Genomic DNA, 21,775 nt, shown 5'->3' with positions numbered 1-21,775 from the left:
TTCTCGGTTCCGTTCCGTAGCGGAAGGCATGACCACACAGGAGTACGACACCGTCGAGGGGGATTCGACGAGCCACCGGGCGTGGACCGGTGACATCGTCGTCGTCGGCGCGGGGACCTCGGGCTGTTACGCGGCCGCGACCGCCGCCCGAGAGGGGTACGACGTCGTCGTCGTCGAGCGCAAGTCCGAGCAAGAGGCCGGCCACATCGCCTGCGGCGACGCGCTGAAAGGCGCGGACGCCTTCCCGGAGGCCATCCCGAAGTCCCAGATACAGTCGGCGTTCACGAACACGGACGTCGACCACGGTCGCTTCGAGATACCCCAGGAGGACACCGTCCTCGAGATTCCAGTCCCGGGCGAACTCGCCGTCATCGACCGCTGGGAGTACGGCCGTCTCGTCATCGAGGGCGCGGAGAAAGCGGGCGCGCAGTTCCACTACGACACCGTCGTCCAGGACGTCGAACAGGACGAGACGGGGCGGGTGACGGGCGTCCGCGGCAAGCGACACGGCGACGTCGTCGAGTACGATGCGGACGTCGTCATCGACGCCGCCGGCGCGCTCTCCATCCTGCAGGACAAGGCCGACCTGGACGACGCCACCTTCGACCAGAACGTCAGCTACTCGCAGTTCTGCTCGGCGTACCGCGAGGTCGTCCACGTCGACGAACCGGTGGAGTGGGACGACGCGCTCGTGTTCAAGCCGACCGACCGCGCGGCGGGCTACCTCTGGTACTTCCCGCGCACGGACACGGAGATAAACGCCGGGCTCGGCTTCCAGATGAACGAGGAGCCGATGCATCTCGTCGAGGACCTCAAGAACGACCTCCGGGACCGTCCCGAGTTCCAGGGCGCGACCGTCGAGGACAAACTCGGCGCGGCGCTCCCCACCCGTCGGCCCTACGACTCGGCGGTCGCCCCCGGTTTCATGGCGGTCGGCGACGCCGCCGGCCACGTCAACCCGACGACGGGCGGCGGCATCGCGGGCGCGGCGTACGCCGGCAAGTACGCGGCCGAGCAGGCGGTCGAGGCGATAGAGACCGGCGACGTCGGCGAGGCCGCGCTCTGGGAGTACAACGAGCGGGTCATGGACCACTTCGGCGCTCGCTACGCGGGACTGGACGTGTACAACATCTTCACGACCGCCGTGGACGTCGACGACCTGATGGGACTGCTCGGCGCGCTCCCGACCCAGAAGCTCTCGGAGGCGCTGTACTCCGGTAGCGCCAACATCGGCTGGAAGCTGAAGCTCCGGACCGCGGTCCGGTCGCTGGGCCACTTCGACCTCGTCTACGACCTCTATCGGACGAAGAACCTCGCGGACGACATCATCGAACACTACGAGCGCTACCCGGCCGACCCTCGCGGCCTCCCGGCCTGGCAGGAGACCCGTGACTCGCTGCTCGACCGGGTGTACGAGACGACCGGCGCCGACCCGAAGTACTGACCGACCACCCGCCGTCGCCTCGGCCGTCGACGGCGTTCTCCCGTTCGCGGACGGTACGCTTCGCTGGTCGTCGCTGTGACGAGAATAGCCTGTAGACGCCTCTTCGAAAACGTTCCGCCGACGGTTCGGTCGCCCCCAGTCCCACCGATCAGTTCAGGTCGCGGACGACGATCTCGCCGTAGCTGTAGACGGTCACCTCGTAGTCACGAATCGTGAACACGACCTGGCCGCCGACCCGCGGCGAGCCGTCTAGCTTGTCGCTGAATAGATTGTCGAGCGCGTCCGGGTCGATAGTGTCGTACAGCGGCGTCCCGATCTCGGACGGCTCGACGCCGGCGGCGTCGGCGAGCGCCATGACGACCGCCGTGCTTAGCGGCTCCTCTTCGGCGTATTTCGTGTGTTGGTTGGTCTGTCCCACGTTCGCGATAGCTCCACCTTCGTCGTCGTTGATGTTCCCGTTCATGTAGATGTTCCTCCAATCGCGGTTCGAGACCGCGTCTACCTACTCCGACAGTAGCCCCAGAGGGCTATAAAAATTGCCGTATAATCTTGAAAATGTTGGCCGGCCTTCAAGTGTGTCGGCGTCGGTTCGTTCGTCGCTTGCGACCCTCGTTCGGCACGGCTCAGTCGAGTCCGTAGTCGCCGCCGTACTTGAGGAAGAAGTACACCAGCACGAGGACGGAAGCCATCGCCGAGACGGTGGCGACGCCCAGCGTCCTCGCACTCTCCGGGATGGCCGGCATTCCGCCACCGCCGCCGCTCTCTCCACCGCCCGAGCCGACCGTTATCGACGCGACCATCCCCGCCGACTCGTGGGGAATACAGAAGTACTCGTAGTCCCCCTCGGTCTCGAACGTGTACTCGTACCGTTCGCCCCCGTCGATGGACCCCTCGGGATACGCCTGTCTGGCGGCGTCCTCGCTGTCGAACCCGCCGCTGGCGAAGTACTCCGCCTCGCCGGGAATCTGGTCCTCGTAGGCCGTCACGGAGTGCGGAACGGACCCGACGTTCTCCCAGACGACCGTCGTCCCCGGCTGGACAGTGACCGAATCCGGGTCGAACACGAGCTGGTCCGTCATGTCGATCGTCTGTTGGCCCTGCGCCGCCGTCTCGTCCGCGGTAGCGGCGGCCGCCGTCGCTGCAGTTCCCCCGGACAGTGCGCGGAGAAATCCGCGCCGCGTCGTGGTCTCCCCCATGGAACGCTCATCGACGTCCTTCGGGAAGCCCTTTTCGCCGACCCCGTTCGGCGTACTGTCGCGGCGTCGACTCGACGCGGCAGCGAGCGACGGTCGTCGCGCGAGGAGCGGTCTGTCGACGTCTGGACACCGATAGTGATACGGTGACACGTACACGAGTTGCGTGCGGATGAGCGTCGATATTCACCTTCCGGTCTCCGCACAGCCGAGCGTCGACACCCTCGTCGACCTCGCTCAGCGCGCCGAAGAACTCGACTACGGTCACGTGTGGCTCCCCGAGACGTGGGGCCGCGACGCCGTGACCGCACTGACCGCCATGGCCCAGGGCACCGACGAGGTCGGACTCGGTCCGAGCATCTGGAACGTCTACTCGCGGTCGCCCGCGCTCGTCGGCCAGACCGCCGCGACGCTCCAGGAGGTGTCGGACGGCCGCTTCCGGGTCGGTCTCGGTCCGAGCGGTCCCGCCGTCGTCGAGGGCTGGCACGGCAGCGACTTCGACCGGCCGCTCCGGCGCACCCGCGAGAGCATCGAGATAATCAAGGCCGTCCTGGCCGGCGAGCAGGTGAACTACGACGGCGACGTGTTCACGCTCGGCGGGTTCCGTCTGCGCTGTGACCCGCCCGAGGACCCGCCTGGCGTCGACGCCGCCGGGATGGGTCCCAAGGCCGTGGAACTCTCGGGTCGATTCGCCGACGGCTGGCACGCGACGATGTTCACGCCGGACGGCCTGCGCGAGCGACTCGACGACCTGCGCCGCGGTGCGGACCTCGGCGACCGCGACCCCGAGGACGTCCGGACGACCCTCTCGCTGACCTGCTGTGCGCTTCCGGACGGGGAGCGCGCCCGGGACCTGGCCCGCCAGCACGCAGCCTTCTACGTCGGCGGAATGGGAACCTACTACCGCGACTCGCTCGCCCGCCAGGGGTACGAGGAGCGCGCCCACGACATCGCGGCCGCCTGGGGGAGCGGCGACAAGGAGCGTGCGACCGAACTCGTCTCCGACGAACTGCTCGACGACCTCGGAGCCGCCGGGACGCCCGAACGCGCCCGCGAGGAACTCCAGAAGTTCCGCGACGTCGACGGCCTCGACAGGGTCGCCGTGAGCTTCCCCCGCGGTGCGGACCTCGACCAGGTCCGCGAGACCATGGACGCGCTCGCGCCCTGACTCGCGACCCTCTTCTCTCGCTGCCCGACGCCGTCGACTCCGCGAGCCGCCGGCTTCGCCGGCCACGTCGAATTACTGAAAGGAATACCAGCCGCCGCCTGTAACGGCTGTATCTCCTGTTCTCGGCCTCCGTATCGAGCTGAAATCCGCATGACCAACTCATAACTTATGGAGAACCAACTCGCTGAATACCGAGTACCTATATAGAACTGGTAGTTCACCTACGGGAAAGAGTTATATACCTACCCTGCATATTCTATAATAGATTATGACGCGATACTACGATTTCATCCTGGGTCTGATTCCGCTCGCACTGGTCAGCGTGACCGCCGCCCTCAACGTCGTCGGAGTCGCCCTCAGTACGGCGGTTCCCCTCGGAGCAGGCGTGTCGGTACTGCTCGTCGGGCACGCGCTCTTCGTCAACGGCCCCGTAGACACCGCGTCCTCCTCCTCCTCGTCCTCGACTCCCTCCCACGGTTCGGCCCGCAGCGCTGGCCACGCCAACTCGGCCGACTGAACTCCGCCCTCAACTGTTTTGTCGCTGGCGTTCGACGTGCAAGCTATGACCGATACGCTGTTTCTGACGAGCGACGACGTATCCGGACTGGCGACGCCCGGCGAGTACGTCGAGGCCGTCCGAGAGGGCTACCGCCAGCGAGGCGAGGGCGCACCCGCCGAGCCGCGGACGACGCTCGTCAACGACGAGCCGACCGGGATGCTGACGGGCTACTCCGCGGTCCTGCCGGAGACGGGCGCGATGGGGGGATACATGTACACCGCGGGCTTCGGCGAGCGAGACGCCTGGTTCGTGACGCCGCTGTTCGACGCCGAGAGCGGCGAACCGAAGGCCCTGCTCGACGGCGCGAGCATGAACCCGTTCAAGACCGGCGCGGCGGGCGCGGTGGGCGTGGACGCGCTCGCGCGCGAGGACGCGACGAAGCTCGCTATCGTCGGTAGCGGCGCACAGGCCCGCGGCCAGTTGCGAGCGACCGCGACCGTCCGGGACCTCGACAGCGTCTGGGTGTACTCACCGACGAAGGAGAACCGGGAGTCGTTCGCCGCCGAGATGAACGAGCGACTGGACGCCTCCGTGGCCGCCGTCGCCAGCAGCGCCGCGGCAGTCGAGGACGCAGACGTCGTCGTGACGGCGACGAACGCCAGCGAACCGGTGTTCGACGGCGACCTGCTCGACGACGGCACGCACGTCACCGCGATGGGGCAGTACCACCCGGAGAAGCGAGAACTCGACGCGGAGACCATCGCGCGCGCGACGTACGTACCCGACCTGCGCGACCGGGTCACCCAGGACGCCGGGTCGTTCCTCCACGCGCTGGAGGAGGGCGTCGTCTCGGAGGACCACGTCCACGCCGAACTCGGCGAGGTCGTCGCCGGCAAGGCCCCCGGCCGCGAGTCCGACGACGAGGTGACCGTGTTCGACAGCGGCGGTACCGGCATCGAGACGGTCGCCGCGGCGCAGTTGCTCTACGAGAAGGCCCGGTCAGAGGACCTCGGGTCGACGATATCGCTCTCGCCCGCCAGCGAGGCGCTGACCGGCGAGTGACTCAGGACCGCGACCCGACCCACGCGCCGAGCGCCACGCCGTAGACGACGTGGCCGGCGTGGAATATCATCGACTCGTCGTCCTCGAGGTCCATGTCCAGCAGACGACCGAGAAGCATCCGCTCTCCGAACGCTGAGAGCGCGAGCGCGTACGCCGTCCCGGCGACCAGGCCCACGGTCTCCTCGCTCGCGCCGAGTTCGGCCGCGACGCGCTCGCCGTCCGACGCCGCGACGAACCCCCCGAACACGCCGCCGGCGGCGATTCCGTACAGCAGGTGCAGCGCCAGCGCGCCTGCGGGATGGTCGTCCGGTCGTCCCCCGGCGAACTTCGCCAGGAACGCCGCGGTCGGCGGCAGCGACCTCGCGATCGGTGCGCGGAACACCGTCATCACGACCGTGCCGAACAGGCCGCCGGCCAGTCCTGCCCGGAGGGCTCCCTGGCCGTCCGGTTCGGCCGACTCCTCCTCTCGTCGGTCCAGTCGGTCGTTCGGTCGGCGGTCGACGCCTCGCGTACTCCCGTCGTCGGTGACCATACGGCGTCTGACGGACCGACAATCAATAGCCGTGACGGCGCTACCGGTGCCTCGTCGTCACCCCCACCAGCCGAACTGTTCTTTGGTCTTCTCGACGACGCTCTGGACCTTCTGTTCCAGTTCCTCGATGGAGCGTTCGACGTAGTGGACGCGGTCCCGGGGAATCCGCCTGACGAGGTCGTCGCCGCTCTCGTCCTCGCCGACCTTCACCAGCCAGTGGTCGTCGAAGTAGACGATGTCGTCGTTCTCCACCTCCCGTTCCGTCGTCCCGTCCTCCGGGTGGTCGTAGACGATCCTCGCCGTGCCGACGTCGTCCGTCGCCTCGTCGACCTTCTGTTCGACGTCGTCCACCGCGTCCTCGATGTCGTCCATGCCACGGGCTACGAAACCTCGCTGTTAGGAACTTCCGGCCGTCCCGTGGGACTTCACGGACTCGGTGTGCGGACGGTTCGGCGTTCGCGACCCAGCGCAGGCTCGCGGCGTCGCTGACTGCCAAAAAACGGGCGGGCGAGCGGACCTAGTGGCTGCGCTCGATGAGGTAATCCGCTATCTCGCGGAGCGTGTCGCTGGCCTCGTTCTCCGGGAGCACGTCGAGGTGGTCCTTGCCGCGCTCGACGAGCGTCTCGGCTTTCTCCTTCGCGTACTCGATGCTGCCCGCCTCGCGCAGTCGCGCGACCGCCTCGTCGATCTCGGCCTCCGTGACGGCGTCCACGTCCTCGGTCTCCACGAGCGCGTCGACGTCGACGCCCTGCTCGCGGGCGTGGAGCGTGATGATGGTCTGCTTGCCCTCCACGAGGTCGCTGCCGCGCTGCTTGCCGAGCTGTTCGCTCGGCACCGTCAGGTCGAGCACGTCGTCCTGGATCTGGAACGCTCGCCCGACGTCGATGCCGTACCGGTACAGCGCGTCGGCGGTCTCCTCGTCGGCGCCGAGCAGCACGGCGGGGAGGGTCGACGCCGCGCCGTACAGCACGGCGGTCTTGTTCTCTATCATCTCCAGGTACTCCTCCGGCAGGACCTCGGGACGTTCCTCGAACGCCACGTCGAGGGCCTGGCCCTCACAGATTCGCGTACAGGTCGACGCGAGCACGTCCACGGCTTCGACGGTCCGAGCCGGCGCGGCGTCGGTCTCCAGCATTATCTCGAACGCTTTCGAGTAGAGGGTGTCACCGGCGAGGATAGCCGTCTCGGTGTCGTAGGCACGGTGGACGGCGGGGACGCCGCGGCGAAGGTCGTCGTCGTCCATGATGTCGTCGTGGATGAGCGTGAACGACTGGATCACCTCGATGCTGACCGCGGCGGCCATCACGTCCACTTCGGTCCCGTCGAGCGCGGGGAACTTGCGATACGCCTCCGAGAGCGGCTCCGCGTCGGCCAGCGCCTCCGCGACGAGCAACAGGACGGTCGGGCGCAGTCGCTTGCCGCCCGCGTCCAGCAGGTACCGCGAGGCCTCGTAGAGGCGCTCCGGCTCGGTGATCGGGAGGTCCTCCTCGATGGCCTCGTTGACCAGTTCGCGTCGCTTCGCGACCGCTTCGGTGACGATTTCTTCGCGCGACTCCGTGCTCGCGTCAGTCATATCAATCGACCAGCTGGATGAGCTTGCCGTTCCTGGTGACGTGAAGGTCCCGGCCGAGGTCGTAGCCCTGGCTCTCGCAGAGGTCGACGTACGGCGCGAAGCCCTGCATGTCCTGGTGGGCCGGGATGACGTTCTGTGGCTGGAGCGCCTGCAGCATCTCGTAGTGGCCCTCCTCGCGGAGGTGGCCGGAGACGTGGACGTCGTCGTAGATGCGCGCGCCCTGCATCTTCAGGAGACGCTCGGACTGGTAGCGCTGGCCCTCGTTGGTCGGCTCGGGGATGACCCGCGCCGAGAAGACGACCTTGTCGCCGTTTTCCAGTTCGTACGGCGTCTCGCCGCGACCCATCCGGGTGAGCATCGCACGCGGCTCGCCCTGGTGGCCCGTGACGATGGGCAGGTAGTTCTCCTTGCCCTCCTTCATGATGCGCTTGAACGTCCGGTCGACCGACTTGCGGTGACCGAACATGCCCATGTCCTCCGGGAAGTCGACGAAGTCGAGTCGTTCGGCAGTTCCCGAGTACTTCTCCATCGAGCGTCCGAGGAGCACCGGCGTCCGGCCGATTTCCTGTGCGTACTGGACGAGGCTCTTCACGCGGGCGATGTGGCTGGAGAACGTCGTCGCGACGATGCCGCCGTCGTAGTCCTCCATGCTGTAGAGCACGTCCTTGACGTGCCGCCGGGCGACCGATTCGCTCGGCGTGCGGCCCTTCCGGCCCGCGTTCGTACAGTCCTCGATGTAACAGAGGACGCCGTTGCCCTCGCGACCGATTTCGCGGAACCGCTTCATGTCGATGGGGTCGCCGAGCACCGGCGTGTGGTCCATCCGCTTGTCGAGTCCGTAGACGACGGCGCCCTCGGGCGTGTGGACGACGGGGTTGATGGCGTCGATGATGGAGTGGGTGACGTTGACGAACTCCAGGTCGACCTTGCCGCTGTCGCCGATGGACATCGTCTCGCCGGCCTCCATCTTTATCAGGTCGTTCTCGACGCCGAACTTCTCCTCGCTCTGGATCTGCTGTTTGACCAGTTCGATGGTGAACGGCGTCGCGACGACCGGTGCGTTGTACCGGTGAGCCAGCTTGCTGATGGCCCCGATGTGGTCGAGGTGACCGTGGGTGGGCACGATGGCCTGGACGTCACCTTCGAGGTCGGACATCACCCGGTCGTCCGGGATGGCACCCATGTCTATCAGGTCGAGACTGTGCAGCTTCTCCGTCTCGACGTTGTCGTGGAGCAGAACCTTCGAGAGGTTCAGTCCCATGTCGAAGATGACAACGTCGTCTCCCGCTCGCACGGCAGTCATCTGCCGTCCGACTTCCTCGTATCCGCCAATGGTTGCGATTTCGATTTCCATAGTTGCTTACCTCAAGCATTGAAACGCCGCGGCACGCGGCGGTTGCATTGCTCACTGAAATCCTCGCGGGGCCGCGAGCGTCAGACCCCGGCGTCTTGCAGCACGTCGGTCTGGCACTCGCGCGCGGCGATGCCGCACGCCCGCGAGTTGCCCAGTCTGGTCCCATCTACGCCCCCGGGTAATAAAAACTGCGGGGTATCGAACGCGAACGGACGTCCGTGAGAGGGACGCCCCCGAGGAAAGCGGTACGCAGCGAATCGGCGTCGGTCCGCCACCGTCGGCGCTTCGAGCGACGAAGCCGTGACGACCGCCCGGAAGTTCAAGTACGAAGACGGGACCAGGGCGGTCCGTGACGTGACCGGGGCCGGAACGCGAACGCGAACGTGCGGCGCGCGGCGTTCCGGGAAGAAGGTACGCGCGCCGCCTGTCAGCCACGCGACGGTCGTTTCGCCGTCGACGATCACGTCGAGGCTCGCACGTTCGCGTTCGCCGGTGACCAGCCGCGAAGCGTCAGTCGTCGGCGGTGACGGGTGAGCGCGACACGTCGATCTCGCCCTCGTCGAGTTCCTCCTCGACCTCGCGGGCGGCCTGGACCATGTTCGCCATCTTGCCGTAGGCGACCTCTCGCGGGAGGAGCTTCAGCCCGCAGTCCGGACTCACCGTCAGGCGCTCCGGCGGAACGACCTCGAGGCCCTTCCGGATGTTCGCCTTGATCTCCTCGACGCTCTCGACCTCGGCGACGTGAGCGTCGGTGACGCCGAGCGCGAGGTTCTTCGTGAACGCGGGGTCTTTGAACACCTCCAGTTGCTCGTAGTCGCCGTTGGCGAGTTCCACGTCGAACTCGTCGACCGGGAAGTCGAGAATCTCGGGATAGATGCGCGAGTAGTCGCCGTAACAGACGTGGAGGCCGAGGTAGACGTCGTCCGGGATGCCGGCGGCGATGCGCTCGAGGCACTCGCCGACGATGGCGTGGTCGTCCGGCGTCGTCGCCAGCGCCGGTTCGTCTATCTGAACGTAGCGAGCGCCGGCCTCGACCAGCTTCTCAACCTCTTCGTTGACGAGGTCCGCGAGGTCGTACGCCAGCGACTCCTCGTCGTCGTACGCCTCGTTGAAGCTCCAGCTGGCCAGCGTGTACGGACCGGTGATGGGTACCTTCACGGGACGGTCGGCGACGTCGCTGGTGAACTCGTACTCGTCGACGAGCCACGTCTCGTCGTACTCGACGTCGCTCACGACCGAGGGTTTGTCGAAGTAGTTGTGTCCCCAGACCTTGACGGGACCGTTGAACTCGTAGCCGTCGATGCGGTGCGCGAAGTACTCGACCATCTCGTTGCGTCGCATCTCGCCGTCGACGATCACGTCGAGGCCCGCGCGTTCGTGTTCGTCGGTGATGAGCCGCGAGGCGTCGTCTTTCGCCTCCTGCCAGGCGTCCTCGTCGAAGTCGGCGTCGTCGTCTTCGTACAGGCCTCGACAGCGGTCGACCCACTTCGGCTTGGGGTAGCTCCCGACGACGGTCGTCAGGATGAAGTTGTCGTTCCCGTGGTCGGTGGGACGGAACTGCTCGCGGGTCGCGCGGTCGTCCTCGCCGCTCATGCTTCCACCTCCTGCAGTCGGGCGGCTTCCCCGAGCGCCGCGAGCTTCGCTTCGAACTTGGCGTACGGCAGGTAGAACAGCTCGGTGTTGCTCGTGAGATACACCGTCTCGAACTCGTTGACCGGGGTCTGCTCTTCGAACCACTCGACGCGCTCCGTGATGGTCTCGGGGGACTCGACCCGCGTGTTCTGGCCGTCGACGAGGCCGAGCGCGACCGAGTCCTTCGTCCCGTACTCGTTGACGTTCTCGACCGCGCCTTCGTGGTCCGCGACGAGGTCGTAGCCCACGGCGTCGACGTCGGCGTCGAGCAGGTGGGCGTGGACCTTCTCGTCGAGCGACCCCCAGTAGCTCTGGACGACCACGTCGGCGTCGGTCGCGGAGGCCACGGCGTCGATGGCCTCGCTGGCGCGGGCGTCCTCGCCGTCGCCCGGCGGGTTCTCGACGAGCGACGGTTCCAGCAGGAACAGCGTCTCCACGTCGGGGAACGCCTCCGCCTCGCCGGCCAGGAACTCCCCGACGGCCGCGAGGAAGGTCTCGTCGTCGCCGTAGTGCTCGTCGGTGGCGAGGTCGGCCAGCGAGTAGGGACCGGGAAGGACCGCCTGCAGGGAGTCGGAGTCCGTCAGCTCCGCGGCGGAAACCAGTTCGTCGGCCACGTCACCGTCGAAGTCGAGGTCGCCGGTGACGACGGGGTCGCGGTAGAAGTTGTTGTTGTCGTAGTAGCGGACGATTCCCCGGGTCTCGACGTTGTCGTGGACCGTGAGGGGGTGCGCGAGCATGTCGTCCCACCGCAACTGCCCTTCGACGATTCTGTCGAGGCCAGCGGTCTGCTGTGCCTCGACGACCTCGGCTCGCGTCTCGTCGTATATCGCGGTCACGTCCTCGCTCTCGTCACCTGAGATCAGGTCCTCTTTCTGGTGGCCCTTCAGGTCCGAGAGGTCGTCTTTCGCCCAATCCGGGAGCGGGTAGACGCCCGGTGTCGTAGCGACGCGCTCTGTCATCACCCCGTCCTACGAAATGCTGCGGCTTAATATTTTCCACTCCGAAAAATAACCGCAGTGCATGAGGGGTGCTACCGATTGTCGAACACCCCGGAGGACCGTCCCGGGTCGACGGAGGAAAAATCGTCGCGGTCCCGACGTTCGCTTCGGTCGACGCGGGGGAGTCCGTGCCGGAGGTCGGTCGTGGTCACCGGAGCAGTTTCAGCACGGTCAGCGTCTCGAAGGGGAACGACTCGTCGCGGAGGGCGACGGCGCTGAATCCGTTCGCGGCGGCGCGTTCGACCACCGCGTCGACCCCGGTGAGGCTGCTCACGAGCAGGAACACGTGGCCGTCCGGGGCGAGGACGCGCCCCACCGCGTCGAGGAAGGGTTCGATGACCGCCCGTCCCGACTCTCCGCCGGAGAGCGCCCGCTCCATCCAGTCGTCGCGCTCGGTCTCTGGGTCGGTGGGGAGATAGGGCGGGTTGAAGAGGACGGCGTCGAAGACCGCGTCCCGGAACGGGGTGACGAGGTCCGCGCGGACCGTCTCGACTCCGCGCTCGCGCGCCTGCTCGCAGGCGTGTGGGTTCACGTCGGACCCGACGACGCGAGCGCCCGTCTCGGCGGCGACCGTCCCGGCGACGTACCCCGACCCCGTCCCGACCTCGAGGACCCGTTCGTCGGCGTCCACGTGGTCGACGGCGACCGTCGCGAGCAGGCGGGAGTCTTCGGCGGGCTGATACACCGGCGTCTCCGCGTCGCGGAGTTCGGCGAGGTCGGTCACGCGTCGTCGCTCCCGTCGGACCCGTGCTCGTGCCTCTCGTCGTCGGACTCCTCTCCCGGGCCGCCGTCGGTGGTCGCTTCCACGTGCTGTGAACGACCGCCAGCGATCTGGAAGCCGCCGTGTTCCTCGCGCCCGCCGAGTTCCCGCTGGGGGAACGGTATCTTGATGCCGGCGTCATCGTAGGTCTCCTTGACCCGGTTGATGACCGCGGTGCGGGCGCGCCACTTCCGGCGCGCGCTCGGCTTGTCGATCCAGAACCGCAGACCGAGCACGACCGCGGAGTCGCCGAACTCCTTCGAGACGACCTGGGGTGTCGGCACCGACAGCACGTCGTCTATCTCCTTCATGGTGTCCGCGGCGAGTTCGGCCGCGCGTTCGACGTCCGCGTCGTAGTCGACGCCCACGTCGACTTCGAGGCGGAGCCGTCCCTTCCGCGAGCGGTTGGTGATGGTGCTCCCGCCCACCACGTCGTTCGGTATCATCACGTACTCGCCGTCGAACGTCTGGATGCGCGTGTTGACCATGGAGATGTCAGTGACGATGCCCTCCTGTTCGTCTATCTCTATCCAGTCGCCGATCTCGAACGGCCGCGAGAACATCAACACGAGCCCCGCCAGCAGCGCTCCGAGCGTCTGGCGGGCGGCCATGCCGACGACGATACCGAGGAAGCCCGCCCCGACGAGCAGGCCGGTGAGGTTGACGTTCCACAGACCGAGGATGACGATGACGGCGACGCCGTACACCGACAACTGGGTGAGGCGGTAGAACACCTGCGCCTGGTGTTCCGAGATGGTTTTTCGCTCCTGCACGAACCGGTCGAGGGTGTCGCTGACGAATCCCGCGACGATGTAGGAGAGGGCGACGACGAGCAGCGTCTGGCCCGCAGTCCAGATGGTCGAGGCCGCCACCTCCCGGTCCAGACTGTCGAGCGGGCTGTTCGCAAACACGACGCTGGTGTTGACCTTGTCCCAGAGGAACAGCCACGTCACGACCGCCAGCGCGACGAAGGCAAGGAACGAGAAGAGCACGACGACGTCCGCCAGCGCGTCGAGGGTGCGGCGTCGGAGTCTGGCGCGGAGTCGCCACGAGAACGCCGCGGCCCCGACGACCGAGAGGAGGATGAACCCCCCGATGAGCCAGCGGATGTCGAAACTGGGGAACCCGTTGACCTGCGCGAGCAGCGTCCCCGTTACCATCAGCTCCCACCCCGCCCGTGTTCGTCCGCGAGCCGCGCCAGCGCCGCGAACTGGGCCGGCGTGACGTTCCCCGCGCGCTTCCGGAGGACGTCCTCGCCCAGCACCTCGCGCAGGTCGGCCTCGGACTCACCGTCGCTCACCGCTTCGACGGCGTCGACCACGGCGTCGGCGTCGTCCAGTCCCGAGATGTGGGCGGTGTTCCGGATGGCGTTCCGGATGGTCTTGCGGCGCTGGGTGAAGACGGCCTTGACGAAATCGAGGAAGAACGCCTCGTCGGGCACCTCGTACTCGGGGTCCCGGGGCGTCGTCCGGACGACGGCGCTCTCGACCTCGGGCTGCGGGGAGAACGCCTCCCGGGGAACGACCTCGACGACCTCGACGTCGGCGTAGTGGCCCGCGGTCACCGACAGGCGACCGTAGTCGTCTTCTCCCGGTTCGGCGGCCATCCGCTCGGCGAACTCCTTCTGGAACATCAGCACCGCCGGCTTCTCGCGCGGTAGCAGCCGGAACGCTATCTCGCTGGAGATGCCGTACGGGAGGTTCGAGACGCACGCCGTGAACTCGGGAAGGTCGACGTCGAGAGCGTCGCCCTCGACCACCGTCAGTCGTCCCGCCGCCACGTCGTCCTCGAACTCCTCCCGCAGGAACGCCGCGAGGTCCGGGTCGCGCTCGACGACGGTCACCTCGTCGGCGACCGCCAGCAGACGGTCGGTGAGCGCGCCGGTACCGCCACCGACTTCCAGAACGTGCCGGCGGTCCATTCCCTCGGCGTACTCCGGGAGACGGTCGAGCACCCGGTCGTCCACGAGAAAGTGCTGGTCGCGGTTCGGGTCGGCGCGAACCCCGGCGCGGCGGACGAGCGCGTCCGGGTCCCGGAACTCGTCGCTCGGCGTACGTGCCATCGTTAATCCCGGATACCGCGTGGAGCGGGGTAAACCCACCGAGTCGCCCGGATGCGGCGTTCGTCCGGGCGACGGCGGCGATTCGACCGTCGGCGGCCCGCCTTCGGTTACTCGTCGCGGTGGGCGAACGTCCGGTACTTCAGGTCGTCCTCGCGGACCTCCTCGAGGATGCGTTCGACGAGGACGCCCTTCGGGTCGTGCAGGCCGGCGACCCGCTCCTCGATGTCGTCGAAGCTCTCGAACGGCTGGCGTTTGCGCTCCTCCAGGACGTTGTTGCGGAGCTTCTTGCCGATGCCCGGCAGGAGGTTCAACTGGTGGAGCCGAAGCGTAATCGGCTGGGCGTCGTTGTAGAAGTCGACGAACCGCTGGCGGTCGTTCTCGACGATGTCCTTGACCGCGTGTTCGAGTTCGGACTGGGCCGTCCCCGAGAGGTCCTCGTACTCTATCTCCCGGACCTCCTCGACCCCTTCGCGTTCCTCCGGCGGGTCGACGGCCACTCGGTCGCCGATGCCGGAGTCGGCGTCCTGGTCGAAGGTCAGTTCGAGCAGGCGGAACTCCGCCTCGGTCAGGGCGTAGGCCAGCGGCGGCTTCTGGTACTGTGGCCGGTCGTCTTCGGCCCTCCCGTGTGGAAGAAAGTCGAGCAACACGGCTGTCTCGCGTTCGCTCTCGGATTCACTCATTGTCGTAGATAACGGCGACGAATCACTTAAAGAATCGGTCAGATGGTCGAGGGACGATCAGTCGTACTGCGCCACGACGTTCAGGATGTCGTCGAGTTCGTCGCCCGAGAGCGTGAACCGCTCCTGGGCGTACACCGCGCGCAGTTCGTCGCGGTCCTTCGGCAGCAGGTCCGCGATCTTGTACGCCGTGGGTTCGTCGACCTTCTCCTCGTCGAGCAGTTTCTCGACGAGTTCGCGGGACTCGTCGGGGTCGAGGAGGGCGAACCGGTTGACGTGGTCGATAGCTCGCGCGAGGTTGTACGGCATCTCGCGGTCCTCGTCCAGGGCGCGGTCCGTCTCGATGTCCGCGAGGAGTTCCTTGGCCTCGGCGGTGGTGAGGTGGTCCTCGTCGAGCTTCTCCTTGAAGATGGTCATGCGTCTACTCCTGGGCGCGGAGGTGAGCCGGCTTGACGATGAGCGTCTTCTCCTTGCCGCGGTCGTCGATGACGACCTTGTAGGCAGTCCCCTGCTCGCCGACGACCTCGCCGGTGTGGCCGTCGAAGCGCGGGTGGAATCGGCCGTCGGGGACGCTCGGGTCTATCTTCAGGTGGACCTTCTGGCCGACCTCGTACTCCTGAACCGCACGCTGGGGCGGGGACGTGCCGCGAGATCGCGGGTCGTTCGACAGTTTGTCTCGAGTAGTGTTGTAGGGTCCGTTCGAACTCGGCATAGTCGTACGTCCGTCTTGTTCGGTGACGGTTATAAAAGGTGCGTTCCGCGCCGCTCGTCCACGCCGGCGGGTCGCCGTCACCAGCGGTGGTGAACCGCGTCGAAGACGTACTCCTCGTACACGTCGCGGACGCCCGCCATCTGCGCGTCGGTCGGGGCCGGACGGTCGGCGGCGGCGACGTTCTCCCGGACGTGGTCGGGGTTCGTCGAGCCGGGGATGACCGTCGACACCGCGTCGAACGAGAGGATCCAGCCGAGCGCGAACTGCGCCATCGTCGCGTCGTCGGGGACGTGCGGCCGCAGCGCCTCGACGGCCTCCAGGCCGCGCTCGTAGGGGACACCGGCGAACGTCTCGCCGCGGTCGAACGCCTCCCCCTCGCGGTTGAAGTTCCGGTGGTCGTCCTCGGGGAACTCGGTGTCGGCCGAGAGTTCGCCCGTCAGCAGGCCGGACGCCAGCGGAACGCGAACGATGACGCCGACGTCCCGGCGTTTCGCCTCCCGGAAGAAGAGGTCCGCGGGGCGCTGGCGGAACGGGTTGAAGATTATCTGGACCGTCTCGACGCCGGGGTACTCGATGGCCTTCAGTCCTTCTTCGACGCGCTCGACGCTGACGCCGTAGTGGGCTATCCGCCCCGCCTCCCGGAGGTCGGCCAGCGCGTCGAACACCTCCGGCCGGTAGTAGACGTCCGTCGGCGGACAGTGCAACTGGAGCAGGTCGAGCGTCTCGACGTCGAGATTCTCGCGACTCCGGTCGACGAACCGCTCCAGGTTCTCGGCGGTGTACCCCGCGGCCTCGTGCGGGTCGAGTCGCCGGCCGGCCTTCGTCGCGACCATGGGCTCTTCCTCGCGCTCCTCAAGCACCGAGGCGACGAGGCGTTCGCTGCGACCGTCGCCGTACACGTCGGCGGTGTCGACGAAGTTCACGCCCGCGTCCAGCGCCGCCTCGATGGCCCGCCGACCCTCCGCTTCCGACACCTCGCCCCAGTCGGAGCCGACCTCCCACGTGCCGAGACCGACCGCCGTCACGTCCGCTCCCGTCGTCCCGAGTGCGCGTCGTTCCATGTCTCCTGTAACGCTCCCCGGGATTATCGATGTTTGTCTTTTCCGGCCGTCTCGACGACCCGAACCGGACGACGCCGCTCACTCCTCTGCGACGCGTTCGGCGGCGCGTCGCTCCCGGAGGTCGTCCTGTAGCCGCCCGGCGACGAACTCGCGCAACTGCGCGGCGGTCGCGGCGTCCAGGTCCGCGGCGCGTGCGTCCCGTCCCGCGAGCCGGGCCGAACTCGCGGTGTCGACGACGACCGTCGCCAGCCGCCACCGGCGCTGGAATATCGTCGCCTGCTGGACGACGGTCTGGACGCGGTAGTAGGGGACGACCGTCGTCGCGCGCCGCCAGTACCCAACGCGCGTTACGACGTGGTCGTCTCCCGTCGAGTACCCCAGATGCTTCCAGCGGTAGTGGGCCGCGACCGGAGCGACCGCGAGCAGCGCGAGCGGCGCGTACCAGAGGCCGAAACCGACGACGAACCGGTCGACGCCGTACGCCACCGCGGTCAGGCCGAGAACGACGATGGCGTACCGCCCGGCGTAGCGCCGTCTGGAACGCTTCGGCGGCCGCTCGAACGTCGGCTCCCGAAACGGTTCTACTTCGCGCGCGAGCGCGAGGACGCGCTCACGAGCCGCCAGCGGGACGGCCGCCTGGGAGCCGCCGCCGCCCTGTCCCGGCGCGTAGCCGGCCGTCTCGACGGCGAGCGTGGCGTATCCCGCGAGTCGCATCAGCGGGTTCTCCCGGAGCGTCACGGTCTGGACCTTCTCCAGCGGGACCGTTCCGTCGTAGCGCTGGAGCAGGCCGCGTTCGTACCGGAGCTCGTCGCCGACGCGCGTGAGCCGGAAATCGTAGTAGCGCGCGAACGTCACCATCGCGCTGGCGACCCACAGCACCAGCGCCGACAGCGCGAGCTGGGTCAGCCCGACGAGGGCGTCGACGCCGGACGACTCGCCGGTCACCAGCGGCACGACGACGAAGGCGAGCCCGACGACGCGCGGCTCGACCGAGATGGCCGACAGCAGCGCGAGTTCCGACGACCGGATGGCGTAGAGCTCCTCCTCCGGTTCCGCCTCGACCGTCTCGGACGGGGATTCGTCGCCTTCGTCCACCTCGCCCGCGGCTTCGGCGCGCTTGCGCCGCTGAATTTCGCGCTGGAGGCGCTTGGCCTCCTCGTAGGACACGAACCGGAGGCTCGCCTCCGTCTGGTCCCCGCCGGCGGTTTCGAGGCTCACCGACGAGAGGCCGAGCGCCCGCTGGACGACGTTGCGACGGATGTCGACGTTCTGGACCCGTCGAAGCGGAATCTCGCGCCGTCGCCGCGAGAGGACGCCCGACTCGATGTCGAGCGAGTCGCCCGTCAGTTCGTAGGCGAACCGGCGGTAGTAGGCCGTCTCCCAGGTCACGGCGACGGCGAGGCCGACCACTGCCAGCAGTGCGACCCGGAGCGGTTCCAGGAAGTCCACCACGCCGCCGAGCGCCAGTCCGGCGAACAGCAGGCTGGAGCCGACGCTCACGCCGCGCGAAACCGCACGGTACGGTAGCGAGAGCGGATGCAGTTTCATACGGCGTCCTCTGACTCGCTCTCGATGGCGAGGTTGCGGAGCCGACGCTGGAGTTCGGTCGCGCGGTCGGGCGTCAGCCCCGGGATGGTCACGTCGGCACCGCGGGAGCCGGCGGTGTAGACGACGACGCTGCCGAGTCCGAGGAGTCGCTCGACCGGCCCGCGCTGGGTGTCGACGTGCTGGACGCGGACGAACGGGACGACGGTCGTGACCCGCGTGAACACCCCGCGTTCGAGGTAGAGGTCGTCGTCCCGTATCTCGAACCGCCACACGCGGTACTTCAGGACGACGTACGCGACGCCGAAGACGAGGGCGGCGACTCCGACGGCCGCGACGACCCAGACGCCGACGTCGACGACGAAACGGTCGACTGCCGCCGCCATCGCGCCGAGCACGAGCGCGGTCAGCAGCGTCCCGGTGAACCAGACGAAGCGGACGCGCGGATTGAGCGCTTCCATGTCCAAGACACGGGACAGCTATCGCATAAAGTGTCGGCATCCCGCGTGAAGCGGTCGAACGCGAGCAGTCCCGAACCCACCCCCGAATCGTCGGTCGACCGGGGCCAGCGTCGACCGTTACCGTTCGCCTACGCCGGCTATAGGCGCCCCCTGCGGTACGGTTCGCGGTGGCTGACGGTCATCAGACGGAGTGGAACAAAGGTCCGTGCGACCCGTCTCTCTGCCGGACACCATGCCAAGGAATTCGCCAGTCACCGTTAACCGTCGTCGATTCCTGTCGGCGACGGCCGCGTCGACGGTGGCGCTCGGAGGGCTCTCGACGACCCAGGCGCGCCAGTCGGACGGTAGCAAGATAGTCATCGAACAGGACGGGAAGTGCATCCCGCTGCAACCGCTCTCGTACGAGGGACTGCCGGTCGAGCAGTTCTACGACTACCGGACGCCCGACACGGAACCCTCGTCGTACAAGTACGCCTCCTTCGGCACCCAGCAGCTACAGCGCAAGAACACGAGCATCATGTTCCTGTACGACGGGCCGAAGGGACTGAGCCTCGTCGTGATTCACGACAAGCTAGACAGTACGGGGTCGGGCGGCGCGGTCACGTTCCGTCTCACCAGACTCCCGGCCAAGGGGAAGTGGGTCGTCAAGGACGACAGCTACGACGGGCCGACGAACAGGGACACCTTCGACCACTCCATCAACCGCGACTGGGAGGGCAAGAAGACCGCGACCAGCGTCATCAACTGGACGTGGCAGGACGGACGCGCCGACGGCGGGGTCTACCGCGGACTCGGCGACGAGTTCGAGTTCAAGATTCACCCGGCGTTCAACGAGAAGGCCGCGCTCTCGAACGCGGGCGAGGGACCGTACGAGGGGAAGATCAACAAGTGGGAGGTGCTGTCCGGAAACGTGAACAACCCGACCCGGACCGAACTGAAGATGCAGAAGGCGGTGACGATCAAGACCGGCAGCTGCAACGGCTCGTCGAAGCAGACCTCGACCTCCAGTTCGAACTCCGACGACCAGACGAGTTCGCGAGAGACCTCCTCGTCGCCGAGGTCTACTACGACCACGCCGGGCGGAGCGAGCGGCCAGAGTCGGGGATTCTTCGAGAGGATATGGGACGGCCTCGGTGCCGCCCTGAACGCGGTTCTGTCGTTCTTCGGCAACCTCTTCTAGCGGACCCCTTCTCTGCCGTCTGCCGCCACCTATCGCGCGCCGAATCGTCGAGTCTCCGACTTCGGAACCGCTCTGGCCGGTCGCTGCCGGCGGCGCGACGGCCCCGGTCGGAGAGAAAGTGAACGTCGAGAAGCAGCGCTGCGTTACTCGTCGCCGAGGATGCCGCGATGGGTCATCTTCTCGGGGTCGATGACGGCTTCGGCCTCCTCCTCGCTGAGGTAGCCCTTCTCGACGACGACCTCCTTGACGGTCTTCCCCTCCTTCAGCGCCGTCTTGGCCGCGTCGCTGGCCTTGTCGTAGCCGATGTGGGGGTTGAGCGCCGTGGCGAGCGCCATGCTCTCCTCGACCTGCTCCTCGCAGTGTTCGGCGTTGGCCTCCAGCTTCCGGACGAACTTCTCGGCGAACGTCTCGCTCGCGTTCGCCAGCATCTCGGCGGACTGGAGGAAGTTGTGCGCGAGCACCGGCTTGTAGAGGTTGAGGTCTATCTGCCCCTCGGCCGCGCCCGCGCTCACGGCGGCGTCGTTGCCGACGACCTGCTTGTGGACCTGGTTGACCGCCTCGGCGACGACCGGGTTTATCTTGCCGGGCATGATGGAGCTACCGGGCTGGTTCTCGGGCTGTTCGAGTTCGCCGAGACCGTTTCGCGGCCCGGACGCGAGCAGTCGCAGGTCGTTGGCGATCTTGTTCAGCGACCCCGCGACCGTGCGGAGCGCGCCGTGAGCCTCGCTCATCGCGTCGTGTGCGGCCTGCGCCTCGAAGTGGTTGTCGGCCTCGCGGAACTCGACGCCCGTCTCCTCGCTGATGTACTCGGCGGCGAGTTCGGGGAAGTCGGGATGGGTGTTCAGGCCCGTCCCGACCGCCGTCCCGCCGAGGGCGAGCTCCGAGAGGTGGTCGCGGGCGTAGTCGAGCCGGGAGAGTCCCTTCTCGACCTGCGTGCGGTAGCCGGAGAACTCCTGGCCGAGGCGGACGGGCGTCGCGTCCTGGAGGTGGGTGCGGCCGGTCTTGACGACGCCGTCGAACTCCTCCTCCTTCGCTTCCAGGGCCTCCCGGAGGGTGTCGAGCGCCGGCAGGAGGTCCTTCTCGACGGCCTCCAGCGAGGCGACGTGCATCGCGGTCGGGATGACGTCGTTGCTGGACTGGCCGAAGTTGACGTGGTCGTTCGGGTGGACGACCCGGTCGCCCACGTCCGCGCCGGCAATCTCGGCGGCGCGGTTGGCGATGACCTCGTTGGCGTTCATGTTCGACGAGGTGCCCGACCCCGTCTGGAACACGTCGACGGGGAACTGGTCGTCGTGCTCGCCCGCGATGACCTCGTCCGCCGCCGCGACGATGGCGTCCGCTTCCTCCTCGTCGAGGAGGCCGAGGTCGCGGTTGGCCTGCGCGGCCGCCTTCTTGACCACCCCGAGCGCGCGCACGAACCGCCGCCCGAAGGTGATACCGCTGATGGGGAAGTTCTGGACCGCGCGCTGGGTCTGTGCGCCCCAGTAGGCGTCCGACGGTACTCGCATCTCCCCGAGGCTGTCCTCCTCGATTCGGTAGTCCTCGTCGCTCATGTTCGAGCGGTCTCTCGCCACGGATAAATATCATACTCACTCGGCAGCGACGACCCTTCGGTCCCTCCCGGAGGTCGCTCCCGCCGCGTCGCCGCGAGAGGGGTCGTCGACGGGCCGGAGCCAGCGGTCGTCTCGACGCAGCGGTCGTCCGGCGGGTAACGCCACCGTGACCGCGGACAACGTCACCCTGAACCGGAGATAGTTCCCGTTACCCTGTAAGTATAGCGAATTGACTCGTTTACGAATGAATTTAAAAATCATTAAGTGCACCCTGTTAGATGTCCACGTACACGCTTCGAAGGCGTAGAC

23 protein-coding genes are annotated in these 21,775 nt (G+C 67.4%); 5 read left to right on the top strand and 18 right to left on the bottom strand.

Annotated elements, in window-relative coordinates:
- Positions 1 to 28 precede the first annotated feature (28 nt).
- Positions 29 to 1,444 carry a geranylgeranyl reductase family protein gene (locus tag ACTF4R_RS09520; RefSeq protein ID WP_440007621.1) on the top strand — a complete coding sequence of 472 codons (1,416 nt, stop codon included), beginning with the start codon at positions 29 to 31 and terminating at the stop codon, positions 1,442 to 1,444.
- Between the two features lie 148 nt (positions 1,445 to 1,592).
- Here ACTF4R_RS09520 and ACTF4R_RS09515 read toward each other — a convergent pair whose 3' ends face one another.
- On the bottom strand, positions 1,593 to 1,907 hold the full coding sequence (locus ACTF4R_RS09515; RefSeq protein WP_433624826.1) for a HalOD1 output domain-containing protein: 315 nt from the start codon (positions 1,905 to 1,907) through the stop codon (positions 1,593 to 1,595).
- Between the two features lie 160 nt (positions 1,908 to 2,067).
- The gene (locus ACTF4R_RS09510) at positions 2,068 to 2,640 is read right to left on the bottom strand and encodes a plastocyanin/azurin family copper-binding protein (RefSeq protein ID WP_440007620.1); all 573 of its coding nucleotides are present in this window, start codon (positions 2,638 to 2,640) and stop codon (positions 2,068 to 2,070) included.
- Positions 2,641 to 2,809: 169 nt separating this feature from the next.
- Between ACTF4R_RS09510 and ACTF4R_RS09505 the strand changes: the two genes are divergently transcribed.
- The 3 genes from ACTF4R_RS09505 to ACTF4R_RS09495 all read left to right on the top strand — a co-directional run bounded on the left by ACTF4R_RS09505 (position 2,810) and on the right by ACTF4R_RS09495 (position 5,366).
- The gene (locus tag ACTF4R_RS09505; protein WP_440007619.1) at positions 2,810 to 3,805 is read left to right on the top strand and encodes a TIGR04024 family LLM class F420-dependent oxidoreductase; all 996 of its coding nucleotides are present in this window, start codon (positions 2,810 to 2,812) and stop codon (positions 3,803 to 3,805) included.
- Between the two features lie 268 nt (positions 3,806 to 4,073).
- The gene (locus ACTF4R_RS09500; protein WP_440007618.1) at positions 4,074 to 4,322 is read left to right on the top strand and encodes a DUF8015 family protein; all 249 of its coding nucleotides are present in this window, start codon (positions 4,074 to 4,076) and stop codon (positions 4,320 to 4,322) included.
- 45 nt (positions 4,323 to 4,367) lie between these two features.
- A complete protein-coding gene (locus tag ACTF4R_RS09495) occupies positions 4,368 to 5,366 on the top strand; it encodes an ornithine cyclodeaminase family protein (protein ID WP_440007617.1) in 999 nt (332 codons plus the stop codon).
- Between the two features lies 1 nt (position 5,367).
- On the opposite strand, the gene ACTF4R_RS09490 is transcribed toward ACTF4R_RS09495, so the two are convergent.
- From ACTF4R_RS09490 to ACTF4R_RS09420, 15 genes are all read right to left on the bottom strand, one after another.
- A complete protein-coding gene (locus ACTF4R_RS09490; RefSeq protein ID WP_440007616.1) occupies positions 5,368 to 5,898 on the bottom strand; it encodes a hypothetical protein in 531 nt (176 codons plus the stop codon).
- 57 nt (positions 5,899 to 5,955) lie between these two features.
- On the bottom strand, positions 5,956 to 6,270 hold the full coding sequence (locus ACTF4R_RS09485) for a hypothetical protein (protein ID WP_433624814.1): 315 nt from the start codon (positions 6,268 to 6,270) through the stop codon (positions 5,956 to 5,958).
- A 145-nt stretch (positions 6,271 to 6,415) separates the two neighbouring features.
- Complete coding sequence (gene idsA3 / locus ACTF4R_RS09480) at positions 6,416 to 7,471, bottom strand: geranylfarnesyl diphosphate synthase (protein WP_440007615.1); 1,056 nt, start codon at positions 7,469 to 7,471, stop codon at positions 6,416 to 6,418.
- A 1-nt stretch (position 7,472) separates the two neighbouring features.
- Positions 7,473 to 8,825 carry a ribonuclease J gene (locus tag ACTF4R_RS09475; RefSeq protein ID WP_113277133.1) on the bottom strand — a complete coding sequence of 451 codons (1,353 nt, stop codon included), beginning with the start codon at positions 8,823 to 8,825 and terminating at the stop codon, positions 7,473 to 7,475.
- A gap of 510 nt (positions 8,826 to 9,335) precedes the next feature.
- Complete coding sequence (locus tag ACTF4R_RS09470) at positions 9,336 to 10,418, bottom strand: methionine synthase (RefSeq protein ID WP_440007614.1); 1,083 nt, start codon at positions 10,416 to 10,418, stop codon at positions 9,336 to 9,338.
- The gene (locus tag ACTF4R_RS09465; RefSeq protein WP_440007613.1) at positions 10,415 to 11,416 is read right to left on the bottom strand and encodes a 5-methyltetrahydropteroyltriglutamate--homocysteine methyltransferase; all 1,002 of its coding nucleotides are present in this window, start codon (positions 11,414 to 11,416) and stop codon (positions 10,415 to 10,417) included. The genes ACTF4R_RS09470 and ACTF4R_RS09465 overlap by 4 nt, the downstream gene beginning before the upstream one ends.
- Positions 11,417 to 11,603: 187 nt before the next feature.
- On the bottom strand, positions 11,604 to 12,179 hold the full coding sequence (locus tag ACTF4R_RS09460; RefSeq protein WP_433624804.1) for a HemK2/MTQ2 family protein methyltransferase: 576 nt from the start codon (positions 12,177 to 12,179) through the stop codon (positions 11,604 to 11,606).
- Positions 12,176 to 13,375, bottom strand: a complete 1,200-nt coding sequence (locus ACTF4R_RS09455; RefSeq protein ID WP_440007612.1) for a mechanosensitive ion channel family protein — start codon at positions 13,373 to 13,375, stop codon at positions 12,176 to 12,178. Before ACTF4R_RS09455 ends, ACTF4R_RS09460 begins: the two co-directional genes overlap by 4 nt.
- A complete protein-coding gene (locus tag ACTF4R_RS09450) occupies positions 13,375 to 14,277 on the bottom strand; it encodes a 16S ribosomal RNA methyltransferase A (RefSeq protein WP_440007611.1) in 903 nt (300 codons plus the stop codon). Before ACTF4R_RS09450 ends, ACTF4R_RS09455 begins: the two co-directional genes overlap by 1 nt.
- A 107-nt stretch (positions 14,278 to 14,384) precedes the next feature.
- The gene (locus tag ACTF4R_RS09445; protein ID WP_440007610.1) at positions 14,385 to 14,957 is read right to left on the bottom strand and encodes a DUF655 domain-containing protein; all 573 of its coding nucleotides are present in this window, start codon (positions 14,955 to 14,957) and stop codon (positions 14,385 to 14,387) included.
- Between the two features lie 57 nt (positions 14,958 to 15,014).
- Positions 15,015 to 15,371 (bottom strand): RNA polymerase Rpb4 family protein, encoded by a 357-nt coding sequence (locus ACTF4R_RS09440; RefSeq protein ID WP_113277141.1) that lies wholly within the window; start codon positions 15,369 to 15,371, stop codon positions 15,015 to 15,017.
- Positions 15,372 to 15,375: 4 nt separating this feature from the next.
- Entirely contained in the window at positions 15,376 to 15,666 is a 291-nt protein-coding gene (locus ACTF4R_RS09435; protein ID WP_113277196.1) for a 50S ribosomal protein L21e, read from the bottom strand.
- 77 nt (positions 15,667 to 15,743) lie between these two features.
- Positions 15,744 to 16,727, bottom strand: coding sequence for an aldo/keto reductase (locus ACTF4R_RS09430; protein ID WP_440007609.1), 984 nt, complete (start codon positions 16,725 to 16,727; stop codon positions 15,744 to 15,746).
- Positions 16,728 to 16,805: 78 nt separating this feature from the next.
- The gene (locus ACTF4R_RS09425) at positions 16,806 to 18,275 is read right to left on the bottom strand and encodes a PH domain-containing protein (protein ID WP_440007608.1); all 1,470 of its coding nucleotides are present in this window, start codon (positions 18,273 to 18,275) and stop codon (positions 16,806 to 16,808) included.
- Positions 18,272 to 18,733 (bottom strand): PH domain-containing protein, encoded by a 462-nt coding sequence (locus ACTF4R_RS09420; protein WP_440007607.1) that lies wholly within the window; start codon positions 18,731 to 18,733, stop codon positions 18,272 to 18,274. The genes ACTF4R_RS09425 and ACTF4R_RS09420 overlap by 4 nt, the downstream gene beginning before the upstream one ends.
- A 232-nt stretch (positions 18,734 to 18,965) precedes the next feature.
- On the opposite strand from ACTF4R_RS09420, the gene ACTF4R_RS09415 reads away from it, so the two are divergent.
- Positions 18,966 to 19,913 (top strand): hypothetical protein, encoded by a 948-nt coding sequence (locus tag ACTF4R_RS09415; RefSeq protein WP_440007606.1) that lies wholly within the window; start codon positions 18,966 to 18,968, stop codon positions 19,911 to 19,913.
- 143 nt (positions 19,914 to 20,056) lie between these two features.
- Here the strand turns inward: ACTF4R_RS09415 and ACTF4R_RS09410 are convergent, their stop codons facing one another.
- Positions 20,057 to 21,466 carry a class II fumarate hydratase gene (locus tag ACTF4R_RS09410; protein WP_440007605.1) on the bottom strand — a complete coding sequence of 470 codons (1,410 nt, stop codon included), beginning with the start codon at positions 21,464 to 21,466 and terminating at the stop codon, positions 20,057 to 20,059.
- Between the last annotated feature and the right edge of the window lie 309 nt (positions 21,467 to 21,775).

Origin of the sequence: Halomicrococcus pelagicus (assembly GCF_051917725.1) — an archaeon.
Lineage (GTDB): Archaea > Halobacteriota > Halobacteria > Halobacteriales > Haladaptataceae > Halomicrococcus.
This window is presented reverse-complemented; position numbering and strand designations above follow the sequence as displayed.